The organism is Alteromonas sp. MmMcT2-5 (assembly GCF_022348315.1).
GTDB lineage: Bacteria > Pseudomonadota > Gammaproteobacteria > Enterobacterales > Alteromonadaceae > Alteromonas > Alteromonas macleodii.
The window spans coordinates 1-14,644 of the sequence record NZ_JAKRFB010000073.1 but is presented as its reverse complement, the minus strand read 5'-3'; the positions used below and the strand labels follow the sequence as shown (position 1 = coordinate 14,644).

The following is a 14,644-nucleotide window of genomic DNA, read 5'->3' as shown; positions in this document are numbered from 1 at the left end:
GTCTTTGGCTACGCTCAGTCTATTTAACTTGGAGTGTATATAAATATCATCAAGCCCTTTTTCTTCAAGGACTGCCCGTACATCGTACATTAGAGAAAGTACTAGTCTCCTTTCTTTCTCTAGTTTTGCAAAGAGTCTGTCAACTGATGAAACTTTACCCATGCTTTTTGTCCTTTTGAAGTTAACGTTGATTTACCTGCACAAATATTATCGGGTATTTCAGCAAGTAAAAAAAGACATCAAAATGATGTGTGCGCAAGGCCAAAAGACATTAATTTTCAATACGTTAAACCATTACTAAATAATATTTCTATGCAGGCCTGTCTGTGGCCAAGTATTTTTCGTAGTTCCTAGTATGAAAGTCATTAATAAACCACATTTGAAAAAGAGGAGTTGTTATCGATGGGAGAATGCCTTCTCTTAAAACTTCGTAAAGGCCTTTTTTCCCCTCAGATACGTAGACTTGACAACAAAAGTGGTAATAAGGTTGAACGAGTAGAGCTCCATCATTTTCGATTCGATTGTGATTTTCCATCAATTGCGCCACGCCATCCCGATACTCTTTCTTTTCTTCAATATTCGATATCATCGCTTGCGCACCGACTTTGAGCAGCTTCTCTACATTTTCAGACATTGGGTCGCTATCTATATCTTCCATTTCAAGTGTTTACCATTGTTAATCAAGCTATCTACTATACATACTAGCAGGCAAATGCCATTTTGGCTCCATTTTGGAGACAAATAAAAACAGCATCATAATGATGCTTATGAAAAAAACTATCACTACTCAGCAGTACGCCGCTTTGATAAAGTGGTTGGTCTCTGCAAGAAAAGCACAAGGTCTTACCGTTAGACAGCTCGGTGAAAGGATTGATGAAACACATCAAATTGTAAGCAAAATTGAGCGTTGTCAGCGAAAACTTGATGTGTATGAATTTGTTCAATATTGTGAAGCACTAAACCTCAATCCAGAAGTTGGTTTGAAATTATTAAAGTGAAAAGCCAAGACTAAACGCTGCTATCTATGCGATCCGCACTTCTACAAAAATGACGCTATCTTCCCTAATAAAACACAACTCTAAAAGACTTTCCTCCACATTTAAATGACTCGCTCAGGCGAGCGCTGAACGCCTGCTGTATACCCATCACAGTCACCTGTAAGTCGGCTGTGTCTAATTCAGACTGTCAGGTCAGCCAGTATCAGATTTGATATAGGTAAGAATAACTGTTCTGACTAACATACGGTTTTAGTCTGAAAACGATTTAATCACGTTTGCTTTCAGGAAGTGGTCGATTAAGTTGGTCTTGCTTCATTCCATGTATATGAGCGTTGTATTGCCAGACAAGAAACTGTTCCAGTAGATTTTTATTTTCTCGCTCTAATCGAGCATTCTTTCGATTTAGTGTTTCAATCTCTTTGGCTGCGGCGGCTAAAGAACTGGGTAGCACTTTGCCTCCTTGTTTCTTTCTGCCTCTGAGGTGGAGTTTTAGCTCATCAAATGCGCTTTTTATTCGGTCATGACTTTGCAGTGTTTGTCGTGTGTGGCTTATATCCAAGTCTTCATCCAGAGCAGTGCAAAGCTTCTCCCAAGTCACTTTCTTACTGAGATCCCATTCGTCAATGTATTCAACAATCGCCTCAATGTCGTTATCAGTTAAATGCTTTGCCATAATTAAAAATCATCCAAGACAAAGTCGTTATAGTCTAAGTCGTCATCATCATTTGGAACCACAATGCCAGTTGGCGCCAGTAGCTGATCTATAGAGACAAACTCTACTGGGACTGTATCATCAGCAATCTTGTTTTTGCGGAGATGATTCTCAATCTTAGGTAACCTTTTGCGGCCGTTAGCCTCTAATGCTCTGTCTAGGTGTGTCACATTCTCAGCGTCAGCTAGTTTAATCATGTCGCCATCTTTGACATCATCGCTTGTTAGCCATTCTATGAGGCTCTCACAACGCTTTATGGTGGTCAGTCTGCGCTGATACCACTGCTCTGCACCTTTCACTCCATCATTAACTGCTTTTTCGTCTCCTCGCAGTAATAATCTTTCCTTCTTGAGCTTTTCCTGAATCCGCTTTAGCCTATCGTCATTGCCTTTAGTACAAACTAGTTCATTACAATTTAAACAATCTCGGTGTTTCATACAGGGTTCGTCGATATAAGAATGCTTGCATTCACCGTATTCAGTAATATGAACAGCAAGACTTGCACGAGTATTGTGCTCTTGCAGAGAGCGCATATTGCCTTTCACTACTTGGACTTTGAACAGGCTCCTAACGTCACCGTCCTCTAGTAGCTCACCTTTAGATTGATGTTCTAACCAATCATGGTTGTACTCTTGCTCATCCGTATGGTCGTAATACCGATTGTGTTTTGGGTCAGCTCTACCCGCCCACTTAGACCTTAATGTATCACTCATTCCATTAACAGAAGCAATGGTGTCTAGTAAATGTCGAGGTTGATGACTTCTTAACTCCAACCCCTTGTATCCATGGCGAGCGAATATTGAAAGATTACCAGTAGCGATTTTACCCGTTGATCGGTTTTGCTTAATCGATGGCTTTAAATCCTCATTTAAAGTCGTAATATTAGGCATCCAAAGCTCTGTATATATAGTGCCTTTGGATGCACTGAATTGGTTAGCAAAGCCAGAATATAGTGCTTCTGACCACTTAAGCTTCACCTTTCCTTTCTTGAATGGTATGTACGGCCACCCCTCTGGTAGTCTTTGTCTTACAATTTTATTTAAGTCTCTCAAGGAAACTACAAAGTCAGCTCTTGCTATACCATTTTTACGGAGAATTTGATTGCCTGATGTTGTGGCTTGCTTGTGAGTTAATTGAGATGTATCTAAACCAAGCGCAGCAACCGCCTGTTCTTTAGTAAGTAACTCGTCTTCACTAACTCTTGGGCAAAGAGGATGTCGAGGGAAGTCATCCGACTCTTCAAGCATTTTTGCAAACTCCCTGGCTTGTTTTGACTGCTCCTTCAACCTCGTTATCGCCGTTTTAATGACAGGGTTCATGACATCAGGCACCCATTTATTTTCGTAGCCGTAACCTTTTCCCGAAAACCACCGTATACCTATTTGCTCTTCAACAGGGAGCTCGTCGTCGTTGTCGGCCAGCAAAATCTCTGTTCTATCATCTTGTCTTAATACCTTGTCAGAATCTCGATCAGTGACATTCTGCGACTTTTTAATAATATGTACATCAATACAATCAGTTCTAAGATAAAGAGGCTCAGAACCTCTTTCAGGAGCGCTCATCATCAAGCTAAATGTCGACGTTGTAAATATATCCCTCGGGGTAAGCTCTGAATCTTTCTTTGCGAATATTGCTGCCATTGCCATTATCGAGTTTTCATCGGGCATTTTGCTTTCTCGGTACTCTTGACCAACGTCGCCCGTAAGATCTTTTTTGTCTTTTGGTTTAGAGAAAGGATTTTTCCACTCAAAAGGCTTTATCATTTTGTGATCAATAAAAAACTTGCGCATGAAGTTTAACTTCATTCCCGCTTGATATGCGGCGCCCTCCGCCATATTAGCTTTAGCTTCTTGGGCTGCCTGATCGAAATCTCTGGGAAGCAATTTAGGAATTACCACTTCTTCACCACGCTTTATGAATGCAGCTTCCAATGCTCTGATTGCATAGAAATGCGCATACATAGACGCGCCACTCTTTATTGCTTGATATTTTATGTAAGCTTTTGCAAACCTAATAATTGAGTCATCAAGCCAAGTAGATTTATCTTTTTTTCTACTATTGACGCCCATTTTTGTGAAGTTACCGAGACCAGCCCAATAATAAGAACTGTAATTCATTTTGGAATTTGGATTTGGAGCGCTTTCAACTTCGCTGATAAAGTCTGCAATATTCTTTTCAAAATCAAGCTCATGCTTAGGAGTAAATAGTAAAATCTCGGTTTCAGTCATTATTCTTTTTCTTCTCTTCACAAGCTTTCATCACTTGCGCAACAGCTAAGATAGCGCTGTCATTAATTTGCACTACCTTTGCATCATTAAGTGTTTCGGCTAACCTATTGCGTTCTTCGAGCAGCCATTGCAGCACTTCATAATGTGGCGCGTCTTTCCAAGGCAAAAATTTGGGGCAGAGATAACAAGCAACAGGGGCATAGTCGGTGCAATAACCTCTAGAACCACAACTACCGACATCACACCCTTTATCAGCACAAGGAATGCGAGTAGCATCAGGATTAACCTGAAATGCATCTTCTTCATCTGCGACAATCTCACCTTTGAATGCACTTGCATAGCGAGCCAACGGGTTATTCATAATGCTTGAGATTTGCTGGCCTAACTCAGGTGAATTCGCAACGTATACCCCAACATGCTCAGTGCTCTCATGATCTAGAAGTTCTGCAATCGTTATGGTGCCTGCCTTAGCCTCCGCTGCTCTTGTTCCACCAGTGTATCTGAAACGATATGCAGTGGTTTTCAAGGGAGCACCGGTACGCTCAGATATAATTTCAAGCTTATCAACAATCTCCTGCAATTCTTTTGTTAACTCATCTGTCGTTAAATGTGGAATTTCACTCTTTAGATAATCAATAGCATTATCAGAAATGCTCTCACACAAGTCGTCTATCAACCTATGGTTAAAAAACATCGGTAGTTCTTTTGCTTCCTCTTCACTCAACTCCCTGCCAATTTTTACTTCAAGCTCTTTAATCGAACTTTGGATATGTTTTGTTAGCACTAGTCCAATACTTTCGACTAGTACAAATGCTTTTGACTGCGAACGAAACTTTCTTTTTTTACCCTTTGAGCGAGGGATATTAAGTTTAAAGATCATTTGCTTTGTAGCTAAAATGTTTGAGTTCGCTATAAGGTCCTTCACTTTGAGTTGCTTCAAATTTGCAGGCCTTCTAAATGTCACTATAAATAGCTTCACTATCGAATACTCTCTATCCGAAAGTGTGTAGTCAGCATATTTAAAGTCCAAGGCTGCTTGAATCGCTCTTAGCTCTAACTCACTGTATGGGCCTTCTTCTGGGTCTTGACTCAGTACTGGAATCCCTCTTTCTGAAGCCCCAATAACCCAAGTATTAAACTCCTTCATAAATTCATCAGGTAAATGGAAACCCAAGTGAATCATTCTTCGCAAAAAGGTACGAAAAGTAGAAACGGATCGTTTTCTACTCCGTTCAGGAATGGACATCTTGTAAGCTGCAAGGCCAGCCAAGGAGAAGTCTTTATCATGTTTTAAAAAGCGCCTTAACTCGACAACATGCTTATAAACATATTTTGCCGAATTAGTAATTGCGATATGCTCTAAAGTAGCGAGAATATTTTCTCGGTATTCTTCAGGGTATGACCACACAACTTCGACATTTACAGTAGTTTCCGAATCCAGTATCCACTTGTGATGACTAGTATTAAACTCGAAACCAGCAGACGAGATTTGGATTTTATTGTCAGAATCCCTTTTGAAGAACTGGCTCGTTTTAGTATTAGCATAACTTTCATGTTGTTTATTCAAAGTGCTCTCCATACTGCTCTAAAAAGGCAAATCTTCGTCATACTTAATACTTTCCTTCGTTGCGAAATCAGCATCTTGCATATTCAGCGCAAGTGTCATAGCGCGTTTGGCATTATGTCGCGAGGCGTACACAAGTGACATTATCGAGCCTTGTCGCCAACCCATAAGTTGGCAGCGGTCAGCTTCTGATTTATTTTCATTTGTTGTGCCAGCAGCAATCGCTTTATCCATCGCTTCACTAAATCGGTCGTTCCAAGTATGGCGGAGTCGGTGAGGATGCACATGAAAGCCCAATGTCTCACTTAGTTGTGCGAATATTTTTTCGGCTGCACTTATCGATAATGGATTTAATTTACCTTTCCGTACACGATGAGAAACAAACAAAAACTCATTGGTAGCAACATTCTGTAAGTTTGCTCTATGTTCGTAGATGTAGTCATCAAGGATCTTTTGAAGCTTATCCGACAATGCCAAGCTCCTTCCACTGGTTTTAACCTTTGGTTGGTTAATTCGTGAGTCGTTGACATCATCAGCATTTCGCCTTATCACGACGTAGCGTTTTCCTTTTCTAACAACCAGGTCTTGAAGCTTGACATTGAGACACTCGCCTAGTCGCACACCCAATGCCCACATAAACATACATATTGCATAGTTGCGTACCCTAATACTTTCGTCATCCCATGGGTTATTAGAATAGTCGGGGCGAATACGATCAAGGAAAATTGCGTATTCGTCACGAGTTAAAGACTTGTATGTAACGGCCTCTAGCATCTCTCCATAAGTTGGCCCCTCATTCTTTTGAGGTCGTAGTTCAGTAAAGTAAAATTCAGTCCTCGTTTCTGTATAGGGATGATGATACTTTTCCAGCCAACTAGCGTAACGTGAAAAAACACTGATTCGGTTGTACTTGGTTTGCCAATGAACCTTATCTTCTTTTTTTTCTGCAACAATTGAATACCTAGCTGTTTCTAACATTCTAGGTTTAGCCACTTTAAGCTTCGTAACTTTACTGTTAATTGCTTTAAGTTTTACTTTCGTTGCTTCACGGGTGATCCCTGCGAAATAAACAATCCTCTGTATTTCTTCATGAGTAAGAAACTCGGCTTTAGCGATTCTTGATTCAACATCAATTTCTAAACCGTTGCACACCTCTAAAAAAAAAGAAACATGCTCTAACGCTTTTTGACAGGAAGAAGCTGCTTGTCCATCGTTTCGATAAACCATGGTGGCAAATAAGTTAGGATATTCTAGTGGAATTCCCTCATCATTTAAAAGAATCGAATATCTCTCACCTGTTTTACTAACAAACAATTTTGTTTTCATAATGCACAAGACTATATACAGAACTATGCACAAGACTATACAGATTTCTAAGTAACAATAAAGCTAAAGATTGAATACAAAAAAAGTTTACAAAAAAATTAAATTCAATGTAAACTTTTGAATTGAAACCTTAATTATAAAGGGCTGTAGAGCAACCCTTTACAAAAACATGTCTTAAGTGAAAGTCAAAACGGAATGTCATCGTCGAAGTCAAAATCTGGCTCAGCCATTGGTGGGTTCTTTGGCTGACCTTGATTGCCACCCTGAGGCGCTTGATTGTAGCCACCACCTTGGTTTGAGTTGTAGCCGCCCTGCTGACCACCACCTTGCTGTGGCGCTTGGTTATAGCCGCCCTGCGCTGGAGCTTGATTGTAACCACCTTGGTTGTTTTGAGGACGTTGGTAACCACCGTTACCGCCGCCACCTTCACCACCGCGACCACCAAGCATTTGCATTTGGTCTACGATAATTTCAGTGGTGTATCTATCTTGGCCTTGTTGATCTTGCCACTTACGCGTCTGCAATTTACCTTCAACATAAATTTGCGAGCCCTTTTTCAGGTACTCTCCGGCAATTTCTGCTAAGCGACGGTACATTGTAAGGCGGTGCCACTCAGTGCGCTCTTGAACCTGACCCTGTTGGTCTTTCCAGCTTTCGCTAGTTGCTAGGCTTAAGTTCGCAACGGCGTTTCCGTTAGGCATGTATCTAACTTCAGGATCATTGCCAAGGTTTCCAACAAGAATAACCTTATTAACGCCTTTCGTTGCCATTGATGTCTCCTGTAACGTTTTTAGTGGCTTGCTGTATAACTCTTCTTAGTAAGACATCAGCAAGCGCGAAAGTTCATCGAATATTAGCCGGTTAGTATACCGTATTTTATGAGGGAAAATTGAAGTTTTTCGCCACAGGTTTACGTTACTAACTGCAACACGTTCTAGAACTTAACAAAATTTATTGTCAGCGTCTTCTGAACTTTCGCGTTGTTTTTAGCTAATTTTAGCAAGGGCGTTGCGATTAAAAACGCCCTTCCTTGTCTGCTACCACCACGTAATGTAAAACGCCGCTGTAAGGATAACTACAGCGATAGATGCTACATTAAATCCGCTTGTGGTTTTGAACTGCACTTCGTTTAGATCGACAGCGTTTTCACTGACACCTTTTTGCTCTAGCAGAGAAACAACCACAGCTAAAGCGACACAAAGCAGGAACACAAGACCAACACGGTCAATAAACGGCAGTTCAGGCCAGAATTGTCTAAACACAATGCTTAAAACAAATGAGCCTAATGCGGCCAATAGACCACCGTTTGCTGTGGTTTTCTTCCAGAACATACCTAAAACGAACAATGCGCAGATACCTGGTGTAAAGAAGCCCGTGAATTCCTGGATATACTGGAATGCTTGATCGAAATTACCCAACAGCGGCTTGGCCACCACCATAGCAATGATAAGCGCCACCAAGCTTACGATACGACCCACTTTCACATAATGCTGCTGCGACTCGTTTGGACGCTTATCTTTATAAAGGTCCATGGTAAAAATAGTAGAAACGCTATTTGTCATCGACGCTAGCGAGGACACAATCGCCGCCACCAAGGCTGCGAAGATAATACCTTTAAGGCCAACAGGCATTAGCGTCATTAGGCTTGGGTATGCTTGGTCCGGTTTAGCTAAGTCTGGCACAATTAGCACTGCTGCAATCCCTGGCAATACCACAATTAGCGGCATTAGCAGTTTTAGGAAAGCTGCAAACGCAATACCTTTTTGCGCTTCTTGAACGCTCTTTGCCGCCAACGTGCGCTGAATGATGTACTGGTTAAAGCCCCAATACGACAGGTTCATGATCCACATACCGCCAATCAATACAGAAATGCCCGGCAAGTCCATATAGTGCGGGTTGTCTTCTGACAAAATCATGTCGAATTTCTCAGGGAGCTTGTTAGTAAGGTCAACAAAACCTTGGATGGCACCATTGCCGTCGCTGATTAGGTTTAACGCCGTATACGACAGGAACAAACCACCAATAACCAACAGCACGACTTGAATAATGTCGGTGAGTGCTACCGCTTTCAAACCGCCGTAAAGTGAATAGGTTAACGAGAAAAGGCCTAAGAACATCATGCCGTAAACCATATCAACACCCGCGATGGTATTGATGGCCAATGCACCTAACCACAGCACAGCAGTTAGGTTTACAAAAACATAAACACCTAGCCAGAATATTGCCATTACCTTGCGCACGCGATGGTCATATCGCTGCTCAAGAAATTGAGGCATGGTGTAAATTTTATGCTTAAGAAAGATAGGTAAGAAGAACTTGCCGACAATAAGCAGCGTAATGGCGGCCATCCACTCATAAGACGCAATGGCAAGCCCTAACTGGTAACCTGACCCCGACATGCCGATGATTTGTTCGGCAGAGATATTGGCAGCGATGAGTGATGCGCCAATTGCCCACCATGGCAAGCTTGAGCCCGCTAGAAAGTAATCATTTGTATCTTTTTGATGACCCTGCTTTTCGCGAGAAACCCACCACGCAATTCCGACAAGCGCGACGACGTATACCACGAACAACGTGATATCTATTGATGCTAATTTCATAGTTTTTCCCAAAGTTCTTATTTTGGGTGCGGCGATTGTTATGCAGGGTACACAGGTGAAAAATTGTTTTTATTATTATATTGGTTGTTGCCACACCAGTGTCACGTTATTAAAACGCGTTTCGCAAAGCACAATAAATCATAAATGGGTGAAAAACTCACCGTTAAACTTATCGCGTTATTGCGGGTAGTATTAGTATCACACTTTGTTTACTTTTTTTAACTAGAAATGTGCACTTTTTGTAAAAAAAAAGCCGCAACCAATGGATGCGGCTTAAGGGACACAAACAATTCTAAAGAATAGGATTGTTTAGAAAGGGGAGAGGTTTGTGCATAAAGGCTGTATTTAAATCGATAATTAGGCGAACGCGCCCTGTGTAGCCGTACACACATAAATGTCAGCACTGTACCCTGTTTCATCAGAGTACTTGTCGGCCACGACTTGCTTCACCGCTTCAACTTTGTCGGTAGGTACAAGGGCCACTACGCAGCCGCCGAATCCACCGCCAGTCATGCGAACACCACCCGATTTACCCAGCACTTCACCAATGATCTCAACCAAGTAATCGATTGGGCGAACGGTAATTTCAAAGTCATCACGCATGGAGATGTGAGATTGCGCCATGGCTTCACTAACCGTTTCGATGTCGCCAGCTTTTAATGCTTGGCTTGCTGCCAGTGTTCTAGCGTTTTCGGTAACAATATGCTTCGCGCGGCGATAAACCACCTCTGGCATATGTGCTTTAGCGCCTTCTAACATTTCCATAGTTGCTTCGCGTAACGATGACACACCCAATAACGACGCGCCTTGTTCACACTGCTGACGACGCAAGTTGTATTCACTGTCAACCAAACCACGTTTAACATTCGAATTGATGATAACGATTTGATGCGAGTCTGGTAGTGGTGAATGCTCAATGGCTAGCGACTGGCAATCAAGCAGCATTGCCATGCCTTCATTACCCATAGCAGAGATTAACTGATCCATAATTCCGCATGAGCAGCCTACGAACGTATTCTCTGCTTTCTGCCCTAACAGTGCAGCCTGTACGCCATCGAGGGGCAACTCATACAGCGCGCTTAACGCTTTTAGTATAGCCACTTCAAAAGATGCCGAAGAGCTTAACCCAGCACCTTGTGGCACATTGCCCGTAACCAATAAGTTAGCGCCGCCAAAATCTGGCATGGCCTCTTTAAGTACTTTCACTACGCCGCGAACATAGTTTGCCCACCCTTGTTCTTCGTCATAGTTAATGTCTGACAACGAAAACTGGTTTTGCTGATTTTCGTAATCCATCGCGGTAACCACGATGTCATTATCTGCGCGCTTTGTTGCCGCAACCCACGTTCCAAAGTTGATTGCAGCCGGAAATACGAACCCTTCGTTATAATCGGTATGCTCACCAATAATGTTCACTCGACCCGGCGCATGTGCGATTAACGCTGGCGCCTCGCCGTAGTGCGTTTCAAAATTAGAAGAAAGTACTTGATTATCCATTCGCATTCTCACGTTTCTTATAGTGCACTGCGGATAGTGCTTTTAATCTGTCTGCCGCTTGTTCAGGGGTCAAATCTCGCTGTGCCTCTGCCATCATTTCGTACCCAACCATAAACTTGCGTACACTTGCTGAGCGCAGAAGTGGTGGGAAAAAATGCGCATGTAGCGTCCATTCAGGGTGCGCTTCACTATCAAATGGGGCACTGTGCCATCCCATAGAGTATGGGAAAGACGTTTCAAATAAGTTGTCGTACTTCGCTGTAATTTCGCCAATGATCTTAGCAAGAGATAGCGACTGAGAATCCGAGAGCATGTGCATAGATTGCACGTCAAATCTCGGTAACAGTAGCGTCTCAAAAGGCCAAGCGGCCCAGTATGGTACAACTACAACCCAATCATCATTTTGACACACGACTCGCTCTTGCTTCGCGACCTCTTGCTCGGCATAGTCCAACAACATAGGCGTGCCGTTATCACCAAAGTATTGCTGTAGCTGCACGACTTTTTTCGCTGGGTCGGTAGGCACATGCTGCTGCGCCCATACTTGACCATGAGGGTGAGGATTTGAACACCCCATCATTGAGCCTTTGTTTTCAAAAACTTGTACCCAGCGATAGGTTTCACCAAGTTCAGCGGTTTGTGCTTTCCACGTGTTGACTACGTCTACGCGTTCTTCATCGGAAAGCTCAGGTAACGTTTTGCTGTGATCAGGGGAAAAACAAATAACACGACTGCAGCCTTGCTCAGTTTCGAACTGAAACAGCCCCTTTTTCTCACTGGCTTGTTCTGTATCTTGCTTAAGGGCGGCAAAATCGTTTTGAAAAACAAAGGTACCTTTGTAGTCAGGGTTAACTTCACCATTCACGCGGGTGTTTGTTGGACATAAATAACACGTAGAGTCGTAAGATGGCTTTTGTTCGTTGTTTGGCTCTTCTGAGGCTCCCTGCCAAGGGCGCTTCGCTCTGTGAGGCGACACTAACACCCACTCACCCAACAAAGGGTTGTAACGGCGATGTGGATCGTTGGTAGGGTCGAAAGGGGTTCCCATAATCACTCTCTCTGAATTAGCCTGCTACGCTCTAATGCGCAACATCAAATAGGGTTAAACGTTTACCCTGATAATGATATAGCAAGCTTCTACGTTTATCAATTGCGTAACAAAGAAAATTAATTGTTAAATTGATAACAAATAATTTTCTTTTGTCACTACATAACGATTTCTATGCGCTGAATTTGTATCGCATACTTGCTTTGAAGGTTTCCCCGGGTTTTACGAAACAGTTTGGAAACTCGGGCTTATTGGGTGCATCCGGGAAATGCTGTGGTTCTAAGCACAAGGCACCAAGCTGATCGTCGGTTTTCAACCCGCCAGTATAAAACTGCAAACCCGGCAAGTTAGTAAATAACGACATAGCAACACCAGTATCAAGTGCCTTTACGGTTGCTTGTGGGGTATGCTCAGGCGTATCACGGAGTACATAGTTGTGGTCGTAGCCTCCCACCCTATCAAATAATGGATGGGAATTAGATTGCTCTGCCCTTTCTTTTATTGCTGTAGGTTTCGTGAAATCGAAGGGAGTATTCGCAACTTCGACCAGTTTTCCAGTTGGCAGCAAGGTGCTATCTGCGTCCGTGACTTTGTCAGCATCTATATGTAGCAATGTATTACCCACTTGCGGGTCGTTGCTCAACGTGAAGTAAGCATGCTGCGTGAAACTAAGCGGGGTTTCTTTGTCTGTATTTGCGGTGATCACAAGAGATAACTCGTTGTTTTGATCAAGGGAATAGCATGCCTCTACATTAACAGTACCGGGAAAGCCGCCTTCCCCATCGGGACTAGTTAAGGTAAATGTTACAGCCACACTGTCCGCCTTCTCTTGGATGCTTGCCGCCCAAACCTTCTTATGAAACCCGGCTAGACCGCCGTGTAGATTATGTTCACCGCCATTTTTATCTAAGGTGTACTCTGTTCCATTTAACGCAAACGAGCCATGTCCAATTCGGTTTGCGTAGCGTCCTACGATCGCACCGCGATAGCTCGGGTCATCTATATAGTCTTGTAGAGTCTCGAAAGTTTGGACACAACTTACCGATTCACCTTCTGCATTCGGGAAGTGAATTTCTTTAATAATTCCGCCGTAGTTAAGCAAAGTAACTGACATGCCGTTGTCGTTAGTTAACGTAAAGGCGTTTACGACTTCGCCTTCAACTTCACCAAATGCAGATACATTTATTTTCATAACAAAATTTTTACCTTAAGACGTGCTTAGTAAACTGACGCTTTCCAACCTACCACACATTTTTTATACATTAATGAATAATGCAATCTTTCAGAATGTCTAGGAGGTTATACGTTTTCCATTCTTTTTTACAGCGGTTTGATTAACAATCATAGAAGGTAAAACCACTTAGGTAATCTAACGCTCTTCATCTCTCTAATGTATCTCAGCCCCGTGAAAGACACCTTAAGCTAAGCGTTAGAATTTTATCTTTTTTTGTAAATATAATGTACGCTATGGCAATCAGGTCAATCGACACTCCACGCAATAAAACGAAGTTTGAAAGAAAATGGCAACAATAAAAGATATCGCCCAAGCCGCTGGCGTTTCATTAGCGACCGTATCAAGGGTTATTAATAATGGTCCTAAAGTGGGCAATGATACTCGCAAGCGTGTCAAAAAAATCATGGAAGAAATGGGTTATCGTCCCAACGCTAATGCGCGGGCACTTGTAACCAAACGTAGCGCATCTTTAGGCGTTGTCATTGCTGAGCTCCACGACCCATTTTTCGCTATGTTAGCCCACGGTGTGGAGTCCATTACCCGCAAAAATAACGTTCAAATTTTATTAAGTGCCGGCTCTATTGAAAAAGAGACTGAACTTCGCGCTATTGAAACACTGCTAGAGCATCGAGTAGAAGCCATGGTAGTGCACAGCAAAGCACTTGATGACGAGACCCTGATCGGTTTTGCAAACCAAGTTCCAGGCTTTGTATTAATTAACCGCTATATACCAGAGATAGCAAATCGTTGTGTATGGCTTGATAACGTAACCGGTGGTCGCCTTATGGCGGAATATGCCATCAACCAAGGCCATGAACATGTCGCGGTGATAAGCAGTCAGTATCGCATAGACGATCCTAATCATCGCCTCGAAGGGATTAGAAACGCAGTTAACAATGCGAATTTAAGCTTGCCTGAAAGCATGATTGAGTATGCTACGCCCGATCAGGAAGGTGGTGAACTGGCAATGCAAAACTTGCTTGCTACTGGTGCAAAATTCACTGCTGTTTTGGCTTATAACGATGCTATGGCATCTGGTGCTATGACCATGCTGCAGGATCATGGTATTTCAGTTCCAGAACAAGTATCTGTGATGGGGTACGATGATGTGCTGTTAGCAAAGTACTGTCGTCCTAAATTAACGACTCTGCGTTATCCAGTAGAAATGATGGCAGCAAAAGCGGCAGAGCTAGCGTTAAAGTATGCTTCGGGAAGCAAACCAGAAGATGGACTTACCTTTAAATATACTCCTACGGTAGTAAAACGAGATTCAATGGTTAGGGTTTAGCTGTTCGCTTTCCTTTCAGAAATTAATAGACCAAAAAAATACCCGCCTATGGCGTAATGCCGATCAGTTAAGAAAATTTTCATGATCGGTTGACCGATCTTTTTAAGGCTTCAAAATCCGATATCAGTCTCTGGTATCGGATTTTTTAA

Annotated in this window: 12 protein-coding genes; 2 read left to right on the top strand and 10 right to left on the bottom strand. The window is 42.6% G+C overall.

Annotation, left to right across the window (positions count from 1 at the left end):
* Nucleotides 1-310: 310 nt before the first annotated feature.
* Nucleotides 311-658 (bottom strand): hypothetical protein, encoded by a 348-nt coding sequence (locus tag MHN09_RS19425; RefSeq protein ID WP_239241746.1) that lies wholly within the window; start codon nucleotides 656-658, stop codon nucleotides 311-313.
* A 109-nt stretch (nucleotides 659-767) separates the two neighbouring features.
* Here MHN09_RS19425 and MHN09_RS19420 point away from each other — a divergent pair, with 109 nt between their 5' ends.
* On the top strand, nucleotides 768-998 hold the full coding sequence (locus MHN09_RS19420; protein ID WP_239241745.1) for a helix-turn-helix transcriptional regulator: 231 nt from the start codon (nucleotides 768-770) through the stop codon (nucleotides 996-998).
* A gap of 265 nt (nucleotides 999-1,263) precedes the next feature.
* Here MHN09_RS19420 and MHN09_RS19415 read toward each other — a convergent pair whose 3' ends face one another.
* From MHN09_RS19415 to MHN09_RS19375, 9 genes are all read right to left on the bottom strand, one after another.
* Entirely contained in the window at nucleotides 1,264-1,671 is a 408-nt protein-coding gene (locus MHN09_RS19415; RefSeq protein ID WP_239241744.1) for a hypothetical protein, read from the bottom strand.
* Nucleotides 1,672-1,673: 2 nt separating this feature from the next.
* A complete protein-coding gene (locus MHN09_RS19410) occupies nucleotides 1,674-3,938 on the bottom strand; it encodes an integrase (RefSeq protein ID WP_239241743.1) in 2,265 nt (754 codons plus the stop codon).
* Nucleotides 3,931-5,505, bottom strand: coding sequence for a site-specific integrase (locus MHN09_RS19405; protein ID WP_239241742.1), 1,575 nt, complete (start codon nucleotides 5,503-5,505; stop codon nucleotides 3,931-3,933). Before MHN09_RS19405 ends, MHN09_RS19410 begins: the two co-directional genes overlap by 8 nt.
* An 18-nt stretch (nucleotides 5,506-5,523) precedes the next feature.
* Nucleotides 5,524-6,828: a site-specific integrase gene (locus MHN09_RS19400; RefSeq protein WP_239241741.1), complete on the bottom strand. Its 1,305-nt coding sequence runs from the start codon at nucleotides 6,826-6,828 to the stop codon at nucleotides 5,524-5,526.
* Between the two features lie 185 nt (nucleotides 6,829-7,013).
* Nucleotides 7,014-7,598, bottom strand: a complete 585-nt coding sequence (locus tag MHN09_RS19395; RefSeq protein ID WP_039217393.1) for a single-stranded DNA-binding protein — start codon at nucleotides 7,596-7,598, stop codon at nucleotides 7,014-7,016.
* Nucleotides 7,599-7,865: 267 nt separating this feature from the next.
* A complete protein-coding gene (locus MHN09_RS19390; RefSeq protein ID WP_168533002.1) occupies nucleotides 7,866-9,428 on the bottom strand; it encodes a sodium/sugar symporter in 1,563 nt (520 codons plus the stop codon).
* Between the two features lie 357 nt (nucleotides 9,429-9,785).
* The gene (gene galK / locus MHN09_RS19385; RefSeq protein ID WP_039217399.1) at nucleotides 9,786-10,925 is read right to left on the bottom strand and encodes a galactokinase; all 1,140 of its coding nucleotides are present in this window, start codon (nucleotides 10,923-10,925) and stop codon (nucleotides 9,786-9,788) included.
* Complete coding sequence (locus MHN09_RS19380; protein WP_239241740.1) at nucleotides 10,918-11,973, bottom strand: UDP-glucose--hexose-1-phosphate uridylyltransferase; 1,056 nt, start codon at nucleotides 11,971-11,973, stop codon at nucleotides 10,918-10,920. The genes galK and MHN09_RS19380 overlap by 8 nt, the downstream gene beginning before the upstream one ends.
* Before the next feature lie 172 nt (nucleotides 11,974-12,145).
* Nucleotides 12,146-13,165 (bottom strand): aldose epimerase family protein, encoded by a 1,020-nt coding sequence (locus MHN09_RS19375; protein ID WP_239241739.1) that lies wholly within the window; start codon nucleotides 13,163-13,165, stop codon nucleotides 12,146-12,148.
* Nucleotides 13,166-13,493: 328 nt separating this feature from the next.
* Here MHN09_RS19375 and MHN09_RS19370 point away from each other — a divergent pair, with 328 nt between their 5' ends.
* Nucleotides 13,494-14,495 carry a LacI family DNA-binding transcriptional regulator gene (locus tag MHN09_RS19370; protein WP_014947876.1) on the top strand — a complete coding sequence of 334 codons (1,002 nt, stop codon included), beginning with the start codon at nucleotides 13,494-13,496 and terminating at the stop codon, nucleotides 14,493-14,495.
* Nucleotides 14,496-14,644: the final 149 nt, after the last annotated feature.